14 protein-coding genes and 2 pseudogenes are annotated in these 14,460 nt (G+C 30.9%); 1 reads left to right on the forward strand and 15 read right to left on the reverse strand.

Annotated features, from left to right (window positions below):
• Nucleotide 1: 1 nt before the first annotated feature.
• The 15 genes and pseudogenes from Q4Q34_RS07125 to Q4Q34_RS07195 all read right to left on the reverse strand — a co-directional run bounded on the left by Q4Q34_RS07125 (nt 2) and on the right by Q4Q34_RS07195 (nt 13,918).
• The gene (locus tag Q4Q34_RS07125) at nt 2-1,441 is read right to left on the reverse strand and encodes an NDP-hexose 2,3-dehydratase family protein (RefSeq protein ID WP_303316572.1); all 1,440 of its coding nucleotides are present in this window, start codon (nt 1,439-1,441) and stop codon (nt 2-4) included.
• Between the two features lie 7 nt (nt 1,442-1,448).
• Nucleotides 1,449-2,351 (reverse strand): NAD-dependent epimerase/dehydratase family protein, encoded by a 903-nt coding sequence (locus Q4Q34_RS07130; protein WP_303316573.1) that lies wholly within the window; start codon nt 2,349-2,351, stop codon nt 1,449-1,451.
• Between the two features lie 17 nt (nt 2,352-2,368).
• Nucleotides 2,369-3,226: a glucose-1-phosphate thymidylyltransferase RfbA gene (gene rfbA / locus Q4Q34_RS07135; RefSeq protein ID WP_303316574.1), complete on the reverse strand. Its 858-nt coding sequence runs from the start codon at nt 3,224-3,226 to the stop codon at nt 2,369-2,371.
• Between the two features lie 13 nt (nt 3,227-3,239).
• Complete coding sequence (rfbB, locus tag Q4Q34_RS07140) at nt 3,240-4,289, reverse strand: dTDP-glucose 4,6-dehydratase (protein ID WP_303316575.1); 1,050 nt, start codon at nt 4,287-4,289, stop codon at nt 3,240-3,242.
• A gap of 107 nt (nt 4,290-4,396) precedes the next feature.
• Nucleotides 4,397-4,729 (reverse strand): hypothetical protein, encoded by a 333-nt coding sequence (locus Q4Q34_RS07145; protein WP_303316576.1) that lies wholly within the window; start codon nt 4,727-4,729, stop codon nt 4,397-4,399.
• 197 nt (nt 4,730-4,926) lie between these two features.
• Entirely contained in the window at nt 4,927-5,976 is a 1,050-nt protein-coding gene (locus Q4Q34_RS07150; RefSeq protein ID WP_303316577.1) for a GDP-L-fucose synthase family protein, read from the reverse strand.
• Nucleotides 5,977-5,982: 6 nt separating this feature from the next.
• Nucleotides 5,983-7,101 carry a GDP-mannose 4,6-dehydratase gene (gmd, locus tag Q4Q34_RS07155; RefSeq protein ID WP_303316578.1) on the reverse strand — a complete coding sequence of 373 codons (1,119 nt, stop codon included), beginning with the start codon at nt 7,099-7,101 and terminating at the stop codon, nt 5,983-5,985.
• 31 nt (nt 7,102-7,132) lie between these two features.
• Nucleotides 7,133-7,921, reverse strand: a complete 789-nt coding sequence (rfbD, locus tag Q4Q34_RS07160; RefSeq protein ID WP_303316579.1) for a dTDP-4-dehydrorhamnose reductase — start codon at nt 7,919-7,921, stop codon at nt 7,133-7,135.
• A complete protein-coding gene (gene rfbC / locus Q4Q34_RS07165) occupies nt 7,911-8,462 on the reverse strand; it encodes a dTDP-4-dehydrorhamnose 3,5-epimerase (RefSeq protein ID WP_303316580.1) in 552 nt (183 codons plus the stop codon). The genes rfbD and rfbC overlap by 11 nt, the downstream gene beginning before the upstream one ends.
• A gap of 7 nt (nt 8,463-8,469) precedes the next feature.
• A pseudogene (locus Q4Q34_RS07170) lies at nt 8,470-8,636 on the reverse strand (glucose-1-phosphate thymidylyltransferase); the annotation flags it as partial.
• A pseudogene (locus Q4Q34_RS07175) lies at nt 8,637-8,741 on the reverse strand (NAD-dependent epimerase/dehydratase family protein); the annotation flags it as partial. It lies immediately after the preceding pseudogene.
• Nucleotides 8,742-8,744: 3 nt separating this feature from the next.
• Complete coding sequence (locus tag Q4Q34_RS07180; protein ID WP_303316581.1) at nt 8,745-9,815, reverse strand: GAF domain-containing protein; 1,071 nt, start codon at nt 9,813-9,815, stop codon at nt 8,745-8,747.
• A 12-nt stretch (nt 9,816-9,827) separates the two neighbouring features.
• Nucleotides 9,828-11,516: a DUF6909 family protein gene (locus Q4Q34_RS07185; protein WP_303316582.1), complete on the reverse strand. Its 1,689-nt coding sequence runs from the start codon at nt 11,514-11,516 to the stop codon at nt 9,828-9,830.
• A gap of 38 nt (nt 11,517-11,554) precedes the next feature.
• Nucleotides 11,555-13,048 carry a GH3 auxin-responsive promoter family protein gene (locus Q4Q34_RS07190; protein WP_303316583.1) on the reverse strand — a complete coding sequence of 498 codons (1,494 nt, stop codon included), beginning with the start codon at nt 13,046-13,048 and terminating at the stop codon, nt 11,555-11,557.
• Between the two features lie 3 nt (nt 13,049-13,051).
• The gene (locus tag Q4Q34_RS07195) at nt 13,052-13,918 is read right to left on the reverse strand and encodes a M23 family metallopeptidase (protein ID WP_303316584.1); all 867 of its coding nucleotides are present in this window, start codon (nt 13,916-13,918) and stop codon (nt 13,052-13,054) included.
• 346 nt (nt 13,919-14,264) lie between these two features.
• Between Q4Q34_RS07195 and tatA the strand changes: the two genes are divergently transcribed.
• A complete protein-coding gene (gene tatA / locus Q4Q34_RS07200) occupies nt 14,265-14,453 on the forward strand; it encodes a twin-arginine translocase TatA/TatE family subunit (RefSeq protein WP_303316585.1) in 189 nt (62 codons plus the stop codon).
• The last annotated feature ends 7 nt before the right edge of the window (nt 14,454-14,460 follow it).

Raw genomic sequence — 14,460 nt, forward strand, 5'->3', positions numbered from 1 at the left:
TTTAATTTATATAAGATAGTGCAGAAATTAGACTGCGAGCTTGAATGTTAACATAATTATTAAATACAATAAACTTTTTTAACTGATTTAGAGTTAACCAAGTAAAGTTTTCAGGTACTTCGTTTGGAAAAGAATCATCCATTTTTATAATGATGTTTCTATTTTGCTCCTTGTAAAACCTTCCTCCTTCTTCAGATTGAAGTGTATCAAATACAACATTTTCTAATTCTGCTTTCAAAACATCCTTTAAAAAAGGAATTTTATTTTGCTCATTTTCATTCTCAGAATAAACTGTACTACATTGTACCGTTGGTGCAATTTCTAGTATATCGAAATTTCCCGCTTCTAATTTAGCTTGCACTAAAAAGTGAATGACTCCATCAATCTCTTTTATAATAAAAGCACAAATCCCTTCATCACAAGGCTCTACAAGTGGTTGGTGCCATGACGTAACCTCTCTATTACCTATTTCTACATTTACTCCAATGACTTTGAAAAAACGATTTTCTTTATGCTCTATTATGTTTTCGGAAACATTCCAATCTTTTAAGTTCATTAAAGATTTTTCCTTAATTGAAAGTTCATAGTTTACCTTTTGAGCAGTAATCCAATATATTATTTGATTAAAGGAAAAGAGTGACTTGTCGTGAACTAAAGCAGACGTTAACAATTTAAATCCGATTGAATTTCTATTATTATTCATTATGTCATAAAAACCAATGGTTCCAGACGAATAGTTACCAAAAGAAATACCAGAAATTACGGTTCTGGTATCCATATTTATAATATTATCTTTCTGCATTAAAAGTTTTATTTGACCTAAAGTAAGCCATTTAAAATCTTCTAATGCATTAACGTCTTTGTCTACTTTTATAATTATATTTCTATTCCTTTTTTTAAAAAACCTTGCTCCTTGCTCAGATTGTAATTGATCTACTAAAATCTCTTCACTAGTAGCGTTCACAAAATATTCCAAATAATTTGGAGTCTTACCTCCATGAACTTGTGTATAGTTACTTTTAGTAGCTTGAATTGTCGGTGACAATTGAACATGATTAACATTTCCAGGTTCTATTTTAGTCTGAATCAAAAAATAAAGAGTGCCTTTATACTCTTTTGTAATAAAACCTAAATAACCTATTTCTGGCTGATTGATTATTGGTTGATCCCAAGTCTTTCTTTCCCCATAATTTGTATTAACTTCCAATCCTTGTATAGAAAAAAACTTATTTGAACTATGAACTACTGCTCCCCGAACCTTATCCAATTTCCAATTGTCCATCTCATCAAAACCTATCCTTTTAACACTAACATCAACCTCCTCATTTCTTCTTTTAACCCAGTCAAGAACTTCTTTAGTTGTATTAAAAGGATTATCTGTAGTTAAAGCCGACTTTAAAAATAAAAGCTCTATTTCTTTTTGTTTAGATATATGATGCATTATAAACTTAAAGGTTTTTTACCCAATCATGTAGAGACATTTTGTTAGTTTTTGTAAACTTCTCTATTTTTAAGGAGTTAAATATCGTGTCTCCGCTTTCTAGAGCCATAGCTATTGTTGGCCAGTCAACGCGTTCCACATTTACGCTATATTTTTTTGAGATAAGATTTGCTATTTCTATCAAAGAAAATGTTTCCCCTGCTATATTATAAGTTTCAGAATTACTCATGTCTTGCTCTGAAACTCTGATTATTTGGTTGGAAATATCAGAAACATAAGTAAATGTTCTTTTAAGATTACCTTCTCCATATAAAGTAATAGACTCATCGTTTTTCGCTTGTTTCAAAAAGAAACCTATCGTTCCATACGAGTAATCATTACTTAGAGTATTTCCATAGGGCACACATATTCTAAAAACTGTAAAAGGAATCTTATAATACGCATTAAACATTTTTAAGCTTTGTTCGTTATGAAATTTGTTTAAAGCGTAAATAGTTTTAAATTCTTTTTCTGCATCTTCTGAAAGTGGTGTGTTTTCAACTCCTTTATACACTAATCTGGTTGATGGAAAAATAACTTTTGGAAAAACATTTTGTTCTTTAATACACATTAAAACATTTAATAGCCCTTTTTCATTAACGTCTATAAATTGATCAAACTTTTCTAACGACCCGTGTGTTCCTGTTTTCCCAGAAAAGTAATAGACATAATCTACATTTAAATCTATTTTTTTTATATTTTCGAAGTTTGAAATGTCAAATTTGATATACCTGTCTACATGATTAAATTTTGGTTCATTATGAATATCAAAACCAAAAACAAAATACCCTCTTGATTTTAAATCATAGGCTACATGGCTCCCTAAATAGCCATTACATCCAAAAAATATTGCTTTCCTTTCTTTTTTCATTTGAAACTAACTATTCTTTATGCCAAACTTTTTAAATAATCACCATAACCGCTTTTACCGTATTTTAAAGCTAATTTGTATAACTGTTCTTTATCTATATCTCCGTTTCTATAGGCTATTTCTTCTATACAACTAATCTTAAACCCCTGCCTTTTTTCAATAACCTTCACAAACTCTGATGCTTCATGGAGAGAATCAAAAGTACCTGTATCCAACCAAGCAGTCCCTCTACTTAAAACACCTACATCCAGCTTATCTATTTCTAAGTATTTTTTGTTTACATCGGTGATTTCTAACTCTCCTCTTTTGCTTGGTTTTAAAGATTTAGCAATCTTAACAACATCATTATCGTAAAAGTACAAACCTGGTACCGCATAATTAGATTTTGGTAATTCTGGTTTTTCTTCTAAAGAAAGTGCCTTAAAATCATCTCCGAACTCTACGACTCCATATCTTTCTGGGTCAACTACTGGATAGGCGAAAATCGTCCCACCAATAGGGTTAACCTTAGATTTTAGTAACCTTGGTAAATCGGAACCATAAAATATATTATCCCCTAAGATAAGAGCCACGCTATCTTCACCGATAAAAGATTCTCCAATAATAAAAGCTTCAGCTAAACCATTAGGATGCTCTTGTATTTCATAAGAAAATGAACATCCTAAATCTCTTCCATCACCTAATAATTGTTTTAATAAAGGCAAATGCATTGGTGTCGAAATAATTAAAATTTCTTTTATCCCTGCCAACATTAATATTGACAAAGGATAGTAAATCATTGGTTTATCGTAAACTGGCAATAACTGTTTGCTTATTGTTATTGTTAGAGGGTAGAGTCTCGTTCCTGATCCACCTGATAGAATGATACCTTTCATTTGTTTAAAACTTTTAGTTATGCCCGTATTGTATACTATAATATTTTTGATAATTCCCTGAAGTAACGTTATCCAGCCATTCTGAATTACTTAAATACCAATCTATAGTTAATTTAAGTCCCTCTTCAAAAGTTACCGATGGACCCCAGCCTAAAGAGTTTTTTATTTTTGACGCATCAATAGCGTATCTCAAGTCATGACCTGGTCTGTCTTTTACAAACTTAATTAGCTTTTCAGAGGTTCCCTTTGGTCTATTAAGTTTATTATCCATTTGCTGGCATAATAGCTTAATCAAATCTATATTTTTCCACTCATTAAAACCTCCGATATTATACGTTTCATTACGCTTCCCTTCATGAAAAACAAAATCTATTGCAATGGCATGGTCTGCAACATAAAGCCAATCCCTTGTATAATTACCATCCCCATATACAGGTAATTCCTTATTATTTATTATGTTATTAATGAATAAAGGAATCAACTTTTCCGGAAATTGATTTGCACCGTAATTATTTGAACAATTTGTTATTACATATGGCAGGTTATATGTTTCTCCATAAGCTCTTACAAAATGATCCGAACTTGCTTTTGAAGCTGAATATGGTGAGTTGGGATCGTATGAGGTGGTTTCTGTAAACAGCCCAGTATCACCTAAAGTACCATAAACTTCATCTGTACTTATATGATAAAATAATTTTGAACTATAGTTATTTTTCCATATTTCCTTCGCAGCATTTAATAGGTTTACTGTTCCAAAAATATTTGTTCTAACAAAAGATAATGGGTCGGTAATCGATCGATCTACGTGAGACTCAGCAGCCAGATGAATTACTGCATCAAATTGATACGTTTTAAAAATGCTATTTATAAAATCACTATCATTAATATCTCCTTTTATAAATTGATAATTAGGATTATTCTCAACATCTTTTAAATTTTCTAAGTTCCCAGCATAGGTTAATAAATCCAAGTTATAGATTTTATAATTTTTGTATTTATTCACAAATAGCCTTACGACATGAGAACCTATAAATCCAGCTCCACCAGTGATTAATATTTTCATATTATATATCTCAATTTAGTTGTTTTTTACTAACATACCACTTATAAAACTTTTCAATACCATAAATATTGCTTTTTTTAATTTATTCATTAGCAGAGAAGTATATTCTATTTATTAATTTTATTTTTAGATAAATTCTGGATTAATTCTCTTTCTGTAATTTTTACAGCTAAAAAATTCCCAGACAATAAATTTTCATATACGGTCTTAACCCACTGCCCCTCATTAGACCCAACATCAAAAACTATTAAATTATTTTTTCGAAAGTAGTTTAAACAAACACAAAATGTATTTAATTCACTATTTTGGGAAACATTCCAGTTTAGATTATGAAAAGATTTGTAGAAAAAATTATTAATTCTAGCAATTAATTTTATTACCAATGAAGTTCTATTTCTACCAATAAATGACATGATTATTTCTAAAATTTTCTTTTTCATAAATTGTGCATTGATTTATTTAACATAAATAGTTCTCAATATGATTTCCAAATAGTCTTTATTTCTAAAACATATTACTTAAACTATAAATATCCTTTCACTTAAATCATAAGCTTTATAAATTTGGACATTTTTCAAAATAGTCTTGTGGCATTAGACTTAATAAAGTTAATACTGCCAAAGGTTAAATATTTTTATTACTTGTTTTTTATATACCAATTATATATATATTTAATACCTTCTGATAGTTCTACAGTATGTTTCCAACCCAATCCATTTAACTTTGATACATCCGTTAGCTTACGCATTGTACCATCTGGCTTCTCGATATTAAATACGAAGTCTCCATGAAAACCAATAACTCTTTTTATTGTATATGCTAATTCTTTTATAGAAATATCTGTGCCAGTACCAATATTAATGTGAGTATTTCTAACTTCTCTTTCTCCATCAGGATAAGTATCTAAAAAACTTCTGTTTTCCATTATAAATACACAAGCGTCGGCCATATCTTCACTCCATAAAAATTCTCGTTTAGGTTTACCAGATCCCCAAATTTCAACACTATTTGCGGATACACCAAAAGTCTTTAAGTATTCTTTACATTCTCCAATACTATTAAGGCCTAAATCGTTTACAACCTGATCATATTTTAATTCTGACAACAACTTTGCTAAATGAATTTTCCTTATCAACGCAGGTAAAACATGCGATTTTTCCAAATCGAAATTATCATTAGGTCCATAAAGATTCGTTGGCATGACAGAGATAAAATTAGTGCCGTATTGCAGGTTATAGCTTTCACACATTTTAATCCCAGCAATTTTAGCAATAGCATAAGGCTCATTGGTGTATTCCAATGTATCTGTTAACAAATACTCTTCTTTTATAGGTTGAGGAGTATTTTTAGGGTAAATACATGTGCTTCCCAAAAACAACAGTTTTTTTACATTATTAATATAACTTTGATGAATAACATTGTTCTGAATCATCATATTATCATATATGAAATCTGCTCTATATGTGTTATTAGCTACTATACCACCAACTTTAGCTGCCGCTAAAAACACATATTCCGGCTTCTCCTGACTAAAAAAATCAGAAACAGCTCTTTGGTCTGTTAAATCCAGTTCTTTATGTGTACGAGCAATAATATTATTATACCCTTTGTCTTTAAGGTTTTTAAAAATAGCACTACCCACTAAGCCTCTATGCCCTGCAATGTAAATTTTAGAGTTTTTATCCATAAATACTTACTCATAATAATTTTTAATTCTATGACCTCCTTCTTTTAAGTACTGTTGCTTTTCCATAAGAGCAATATCACTTGACATCATATCTTCAACCAAATCTGTTAGGTTATACTTAGGAACCCAACCTAACTTTTCTTTAGCCTTGGTAGCATCTCCAATTAATAAATCTACCTCTGTTGGTCTGAAATATTTTGCATCTACTGTTATTATTTCTTTACCAATCTCTAATTGATACTTTGGATTATTGCATGCTTTAATATAGCCTTTTTCATTTTCGTTTTCCCCACTAAATTCAAGTTCTATACCAACATGAGCAAAGCTCATTTTTACAAAATCTCTAACAGTTGTTGTTTTTCCTGTAGCAATCACCCAGTCTTCCGCCTTATCTGCCTGAAGTATCATCCACATCATCCTAACATAGTCTTTTGCATGCCCCCAATCTCTTTTAGCATCTAAGTTACCCAAGTACATTTTTTCTTGTAATCCTAATGCAATCCTAGAAGCGGCCCTGGTAATTTTTCTTGTTACAAAAGTTTCCCCTCTAATGGGCGATTCATGGTTAAATAAAATACCATTACATGCGTAAATACCATAAGCTTCCCTATAATTTACAGTTATCCAATAGGCATACATTTTTGCTACTGCATATGGACTCCTTGGATAAAAAGGTGTTGTTTCCGTTTGGGGAACTCCCTGTACTTTTCCGTAAAGTTCGGATGTTGAAGCCTGGTATATCTTAGTCTTCTTTTCCATTCCCAACAACCTTAAAGCTTCTAAAAGTCTTAATGTCCCTATTCCATCAGCATTTGCCGTATATTCTGGCATTTCAAAAGACACATGTACATGGCTCATGGCTGCAAGGTTATATATTTCGTCAGGTTGTACTTCCTGGATGATTCTGGTTAAGTTAGTACTATCAGTTAAGTCTCCATAGTGAAGAAAGAAATTTTGATTTTCAACATGTGGATCCTGATATAGATGATCTATTCTATCCGTATTAAATAAAGAAGATCTTCTTTTTATACCATGTACTTCATAGCCTTTCTTTAATAAAAACTCACTTAAATAAGCACCATCCTGTCCTGTAACTCCTGTTATTAAAGCTATTTTTTTTTGCATTTTATAATATGATTAAGATATTTAGGTTAAGCTAATTAGAATTTTGTAAAATTGAGTTTCTGGGTCGCTCGGCAAAAGTACGATAATTCTTTGCCTGAACAAGTTTAACTTCATTAGAAATATTATTTTCCAATAAAATTTGCTGTGCAAAACTAAACCACGTCATTGGTTTGCCATCTGAAAAATGACGAATTCCAAAGTTATTATCCCGATTTATTATAATATCAATAATGTATTTTGACAATGTTGTAGTGTTAGTTGGACATCCTATCTGCTGATCCGTAACAATAAGTTTATTTTCGGTTTTAGCTTTTTCTAAGATCGTACGATAAAAATTATGTCCATAATGTTTACTATATAACCAAGACGTTCTGATTATAAAATAACTATCTAAAATGCCCCTAATATACCGCTCTCCCAGTAATTTTGATTTACCATATTCATTTATTGGGCTTGGAATATCCTGAACAGAATATGGTCCAAACTTTTCACCATCAAACACATAATCTGTAGATACATGAATTAAAATCGTATTCGTTTCTTTACATACTCCAGCTAAATTTTTAACCCCTTCTGCATTTACTTTTAAAGCACTTTCTGGTGTTTTTTCTGCCTGTTCAACATTTGTATATGCCGCACAATTTATACAATAATCAAATTTATTATTAAAAAATAATCTCAATTCTTTCTCTTTAGTAATATCTAATTCTGCTTTTGACGCGAAAATAAAATCAAGTCCATTTTGATTATCGGAATATAGTTCTTCAATCGTTTTTCCTAATTGCCCATTGGCTCCTGTTACTAAGATTTTAGTACTCATTTAGAAAATCTTTAAATGTAGGCAATTGCTTATCCTTATCCGATATAATAAGTTTATCCAAAGGAAAATCCCAATCTATATTCATATCTTTATCACTATATAAAATACCTGATTCCGATTCTTTGTTATAAAAATTATCACATTTATAAGAAAAAATGGTATCATCTTCCAAAACCAAAAAACCATGTGCAAACCCTTTGGGAATATAAACTTGTTTATGCTCAATATCGTCTAAAATGACAGAAAAACTCTTACCAAACGTTGGAGATTTTTTTCTAACATCTATACAAACGTCAAGTACTTTTCCTTTTATAACTTGTATTAATTTGGCTTGTACATATTTTCCAGTTTGAAAATGCATCCCTCTTAAAACACCTTTCGATGATTTTGATTGATTATCTTGCACAAAATCAACAGTAACACCAGTTTCTGCTTCAAAATTTTTTTTATTAAAACTTTCAAAAAAAAAGCCTCTTTCATCTTCGAATACTTGAGGTGTTAAAACAAAACAACCTTTTAAATATATTTCTTCAACAATCATTTCTATATTACTTTAGATAGTATTCACTATAACCACTTTTAAGCAATGGTTGGGCAAGTTTATTGAGTTGAGATTTGTTTATATATCCCATTTTTATACTATTTCTTCAATACAGCATATTTTTAGCCCTTGTAGCTCTTCAATTACCTGCACACATTGCGAAGCTTGCATAAGTAGTTTATCTAAATTTACTATTTTAATAAGAGGGTAGTGTTTAAGAAAATAAACAATAAAATTTGACCCTATGAACCCAGCCCCTCCAGTTATTAAAATCGTCATTTATTATATTTTATCTTTATAGCCTTCTAAAAACTTAACAAAATTCATAGTTAGTAAAGCTATAAACGTAAGTATAGTTAATATAAGTGCATAATATTTTTTAGGACTAATTGATTTACCCAAAAACTCCTTTTTATTATCTATCGTACCACTATCTTGCTTACTAGAAGTAACCTCTATAACATGTTCTTTATCGGCTATTTCTCTTTCAATTTCAACTAACTCTTGCCTTAATTCCAGGTCTTTGGTATAAAGGTCGAACTCTTTGGTTGAACTTTTATTGCCTCTTTCTATCGTGATTTGTGCCTGAAAATCATTATTGTTTTCAGCAGATTTTACAATCGCTTTTTGATAAACAGCTAATAAAGTATCCGATTTAATCAATGATTTAGAAATAGCTGAAGCTTGTTTTTTTAATTCTATTAAATCCTTCTCCTGTTCTCGCTTAAAGTAAGCATTTGAATTAATATTATTAATAATCCTATCAAAAACCGTTTTAAAATTATTTCTTTCTTTAGCTTTGATAGTTATTTGTTGATATTGATGACTGTAGTCATTCGTGTTTTTTAAAAACGTTTTGTACTCTACAGTCTTTGCTAATGCTGTGTCTAGTGTTTGGAGATAATCATCAAACTCTTTAATTTTTTGATTTTCGCTAATAGCTGGTTCTATTTGAAAATCTAAAATAGATTCAGCTTCTACTGTTCTTATGCCTAAAACGTTTTCTAAAGTACTTATGTCTTCTTGTTTTACTAAGTTTTTATAATAGTTAATGTCATTATATAAATTTTCTCCAGTATCATAATTCTGCTTTAACGTAATATAAGACTTATAAACAGGCTCTGATGTTTTTTCCAGTACTATTCCCAAGACAACACCAACTACACCAGCAATTACTAATTTTAAAACATGCTTCCTTACAAAAAACACTAGCCATACAAAAGCTAAAAAAAGCTTATTAAAAATACTTCCTATAAAGCGAAATAGGTTATTAAAAGCATTCCCTATTAGTTTAAAAAGTTGTCCCAAATCTACTTCTTCAGATTGCTGTGGCTGTGGCAAATCTTTACTCATAATTATTATGTATTAATTAAGTATTTGTTTCAATATTGTTCTTGTTATTAAATATGTGGGTCTTACTCCCGAAGTTCCTAAACCTCCTGAAGCAAGTGTAGCTCCTGTTTCTAAAGGATTATCACTGGCATAATAAGCATATCTTACTTTTACATCCGAGCTAATACTATTTCTAACTTTTGAAGCTGCCTGAATTGCTTTTTGATAATGTGCTCCTTCCATTTCTAATCCTATAACTTGCCAGGTTGAGTTGTAAAAGAATTTCAAAATATCTTTATTTTGTAATGAAGTACCTAAAACAGTAATCATAGATCCTTCATAAACATCAACTCCTTGGTCTTCTAAATCTTCTTTCTTAAGTTCATTTGCAAAAGGATAATTATCTGCTGTCCCTTCAAAAATATGTGCAGAAGGGATCATAATATCTCCTTTGCCTCCTTCTAAAATTCCTGCTTTACCCATAATAGATACCGATTCCACATTTAGATGTGTTTTCTTTCCTTTATTTTTATATGGCTTCAACAGTTCATCAATGGTTTCATACGCTTGTTCTCCAAAAGCATAATCCATTACTAATATAACTGGCTTGTCTCCTTTTAATACCTTTTCGCTAACTTCAATGTCTATTTTAGAAATATCTATTTTACTAGTGTCAAAAATTTGAACATCAATATTAGCTCCAGAGGTATCTTTAATATAAATCATCCCCCGAAGTAACGCTTCTTTATTTATTTTATTTCGAAGTCCTTCATCTTCTTTTTTACTTAAAGACTCATATACCTCAAAAACATCTTTTGTAGGTTTTGTTGGTTTCAATACACTAGACACAAAAAGTGTATTCATAACACTATGCATGTTGGCACTTATTATATGTATTGGTCTTTCTAATAGATCATTTTTTAACAGAGTCGCCTTTATGGAATCAGCCCAAATTTCCCCATGAATGTGATGTCCTATTCGTTCTCTTAGAACTGGACTAAAGGTTACTGTTCTCTTGTTATTGTGTATTTGCTCTTCTATAGCTAATTTACCCAGCCAATATACTATATGAAGTAGCCTTTCTGGTTGCGAAGTAGTCGCAAACTCATCATAAACACTTCTTAGTTCATTAAATGTTCTTCCTAAAATATTAGCGGCATGTGTCATGGCAACTTCGCGCTCATCTTGTGTTAGTTTCTTTTTTGATAAAACTGCTTTTTCTAGTTTTATCCAATCTCTTGTTGTTGCCCCTAGTTCATCAATTAAAACACGATTACTTATTTTATGAGATTCGATAAAAAGAAAGGTAAGGTGTGTTAAAATGTCATAGATTTCTGATCGCCCTCGAGTGATCTCAATATTCATCTGCTCGGCATCTATTCTATAGCAATTACGACGCCTTTTTTCTGGAATTATAGGCTTAAAATGAGAATTCCCATAGCCTTCATCACTGGTTAAATTAATAAAAGTACATTCTTCAATACCTGCAGGAAGCCTATCTATAACATAAAGCAAGCCTTCTAATTCGGCTTTTTCTTCTCCAATAGAGCCATATATTTCCGGGCGTAAAAGCAATAAAGACTGCCGTAAAGTTTCACCTGAAATCCCCATAGGTTTGTAGAATCCCCTATTAAACAAATGACGCATAGTAATATACATCCTCTCAATGGCATTCGAACTCTCTTGGGCTCTCGTTCTAGAATGATGTTTTTTAGTACTCATTTGTCTTTTTAATCGCCCCAAAGATACTATTATTTGGTTTAATTCTTATCAGAAAATCTTTCAACTATTTTTCTATCGTTTGACAACCTTGGTAACTTATTTTGTCCGCCTAATTTTCCAATGGATTTCATATAATCTTGAAAGCCTCCTTTTACAACCTTAGTTATTTTAAGAGGTTGCAACACTTTACCATCTATTAAATCAAAATAATATGAGTTTTGCTTTTGAAGTGATTCATCTATTTTCCTAGCTAAATCTGAAAGGTCTTTAGGTTCATTTTCAAACTCTATGAACCATTCATGATATGGCAAACCCTCTTCCGGATTTATTTGAGGGGCTACCGTAAATTCTGATACACTGATGCTTGAATTTATAAGTGCTTCCTGCATCGCTTGTTCCACTTCTTTACCTATGACGTGTTCGCCAAAAGCTGAAATAAAATGTTTTATACGTCCTGAAACGATCACCCTATATGGTTTTGTTGAAGTAAACTCAATGGTATCCCCAATATTATACGCCCAAAGGCCAGCATTAGTAGAAATAATCATCACATAGTTAACGCCAATTTCAACATCTTTAATGGTAATTCTTTTAGGGTTTTCATCAAAGAATTCATCTGCTCTAATAAACTCATAAAAAATTCCAGAATTCAGTTGAAGTAGCATCCCTTTTTCTTTTTGGGTATCTTGAAATGCAAAAAAACCTTCACTTGCTGGATATAATTCTATGCTATCAACGCTTCTTCCTATTAAATTTTCAAACTTAGCTCTATAGGGCTCATAATTAACACCTCCAAAAATAAATAGGTTGAAGTTTTTAAAAATATCACCAACTTTTTTGCCTGTTTTTTGTTGAAGTTTTTCAAAATACATTTGCACCCATGAAGGAATTCCAGAAATAATAGTCATATTCTCTGGCAATGTTTCTTCAACAATAGCATCTACTTTTGTTTCCCAATCTTCAATACAATTTGTTTCCCAAGATGGGAGTCTGTTTTTTTGAAGATATTTAGGAACATAATGTGCTACAATTCCAGAAAGTCTACCCAATTGTATTCCGTTTTGTTCATTCAGAATGGGGCTTCCTTGAAGGAAAATCATTTTTCCATCTACAAACTTACTATTCCCTGTTTCATGAATATACATTAAAATAGCATTTCGGGCTGCTTCAACATGAGCAGGCATACTTTCTTTAGTAATGGGAATGTATTTAGACCCCGAAGTGGTTCCTGATGTTTTTGCAAAATAAACAGGTTTCCCTTTCCAAAGAATATCTTCTTCTCCTGCTACTACTTTTTCTACATAGGGTTTAAGCGCTTCATAATCTCGAATGGGGACTCTTTTTACGAAATCTTCATGAGAATTTATACTTATAAAATCATGATCTTTACCAAACGCAGTACTAGTAGCTTTAGATATTAAACTTTGAAACACTTTTTCTTGGGCTTCAACAGGGTTATTAGCCCACTTTTGAATACTTTTATAAATACGCTTTGCAAATGGTTTTGCAAGAGCTGATTTTAATGATATCATCTATTATTTAAAATCTATAAAATTTGTTGGATTAATTGGGTAGCCATCATTCCACAATTCAAAATGTAAGTGTGGTCCTGTTGACAATTCTCCTGTATTTCCTGCAGTGGCAATAACTTCTCCTGCTTTAACCAAATCTCCTTGTATTTTTGTTAGTGCTGCATTATGTTTATAAACAGAAATTAGCCCATAACTATGTTCTACGATTATAACATATCCCGTACTAACTGTCCATTCAGCAAAAATTACAATCCCATCAGCAGTTGCTTTTATAGGCGTATCCTTTGCTAACACTATATCTACAGCATAATGTTTTTCTTCTAAATTATAGGGTTCACTTATAGTTCCATTGGCTGGTGGAAATAATACAAAGTTAGTTCCGGATGTGGCCGATTCAAACAAATTGTACTTGTCCTCTTTATCTACTTTCTCTCTTAAAATTGAATCTTCTAATATAGGCGCAAAATCAACTTCACTAGCTTCTGTTCTAACGGCCTCGATAATTGAATCTTTATTAAAATCACTTGCACTTACATCGCCTTTTAATACTTTTTTAATAGAGGTATAATACAACTCATTCATAGCTATAACTCGCTGTAAAGAATCTGTTTTATAATTTAATTCTGTGGCTTGCTTTTTTAAAGCTGTCGATGAATACCCCGGAATGTATTCTCTAAGGGGTGTATAAGCAATCAATAAATAAGTAAATGTTATTAAAAAAACGGCTATTATAGAGCCTAAAACAAAAACATTTAACCGTGTTAACTTAAACGACAAGCGTTCTTCGAACGTATTCTCATTAAGTATAACCAATCGGTACTTATCTAATAATTTTCGTTTTATCTTCTTTGGTTTCTTATTTTCTTCCATTTAGAACAAAATTAAATAAAATTATTCATTAATTGTCCGACTAAAGATATAAGACCGTTTTGCTTTTAGAACCAAAAACAACGGCTTGGTTTTAATTAACTGACAAACAGAAATGCAAACTAATATTATTTTCCATAAATCAGAATTATTCAGACGGTACTAGCATCAAAAACAAGGAACTAACTATAAAACTTTTACAAATTATAGTTACAACCAAACTTCAAACTATTATCCAATAATTTTAATTCGGATAACGATTAAAGATTATTTGTTTTCATACTAAAGTTACGCTTAAAACGATATTATTAAACATTAATTATTAACTTTGCATCATAAAACTATTATTATGAGCTTATATATGTTACCATTAGCGATTGGACCTTGGCAAATAGCACTAATAGTGCTTGCTGTTTTGTTATTATTTGGTGGAAAAAAAATACCAGAATTAATGCGTGGATTAGGTAGCGGTATTAAAGAGTTTAAAGATGCTAGTAAAGAAGACGGAGAAGACAAAAAAGAAGATAAAAAAGAGTAATCATTTT

Origin of the sequence: Flavivirga abyssicola (assembly GCF_030540775.2) — a bacterium.
In the GTDB taxonomy this organism is placed as follows: domain Bacteria; phylum Bacteroidota; class Bacteroidia; order Flavobacteriales; family Flavobacteriaceae; genus Flavivirga; species Flavivirga abyssicola.

Coding starts and splice junctions, on each gene's coding strand:
- Q4Q34_RS07125 (WP_303316572.1), bottom strand. CDS start 1,441: ATGCATCATATATCTAAACAAAAAGAAATAGAGCTTTTATTTTTAAAG.
- Q4Q34_RS07130 (WP_303316573.1), bottom strand. CDS start 2,351: ATGAAAAAAGAAAGGAAAGCAATATTTTTTGGATGTAATGGCTATTTA.
- rfbA (WP_303316574.1), bottom strand. CDS start 3,226: ATGAAAGGTATCATTCTATCAGGTGGATCAGGAACGAGACTCTACCCT.
- rfbB (WP_303316575.1), bottom strand. CDS start 4,289: ATGAAAATATTAATCACTGGTGGAGCTGGATTTATAGGTTCTCATGTC.
- Q4Q34_RS07145 (WP_303316576.1), bottom strand. CDS start 4,729: ATGAAAAAGAAAATTTTAGAAATAATCATGTCATTTATTGGTAGAAAT.
- Q4Q34_RS07150 (WP_303316577.1), bottom strand. CDS start 5,976: ATGGATAAAAACTCTAAAATTTACATTGCAGGGCATAGAGGCTTAGTG.
- gmd (WP_303316578.1), bottom strand. CDS start 7,101: ATGCAAAAAAAAATAGCTTTAATAACAGGAGTTACAGGACAGGATGGT.
- rfbD (WP_303316579.1), bottom strand. CDS start 7,921: ATGAGTACTAAAATCTTAGTAACAGGAGCCAATGGGCAATTAGGAAAA.
- rfbC (WP_303316580.1), bottom strand. CDS start 8,462: ATGATTGTTGAAGAAATATATTTAAAAGGTTGTTTTGTTTTAACACCT.
- Q4Q34_RS07180 (WP_303316581.1), bottom strand. CDS start 9,815: ATGAGTAAAGATTTGCCACAGCCACAGCAATCTGAAGAAGTAGATTTG.
- Q4Q34_RS07185 (WP_303316582.1), bottom strand. CDS start 11,516: ATGAGTACTAAAAAACATCATTCTAGAACGAGAGCCCAAGAGAGTTCG.
- Q4Q34_RS07190 (WP_303316583.1), bottom strand. CDS start 13,048: ATGATATCATTAAAATCAGCTCTTGCAAAACCATTTGCAAAGCGTATT.
- Q4Q34_RS07195 (WP_303316584.1), bottom strand. CDS start 13,918: ATGGAAGAAAATAAGAAACCAAAGAAGATAAAACGAAAATTATTAGAT.
- tatA (WP_303316585.1), top strand. CDS start 14,265: ATGAGCTTATATATGTTACCATTAGCGATTGGACCTTGGCAAATAGCA.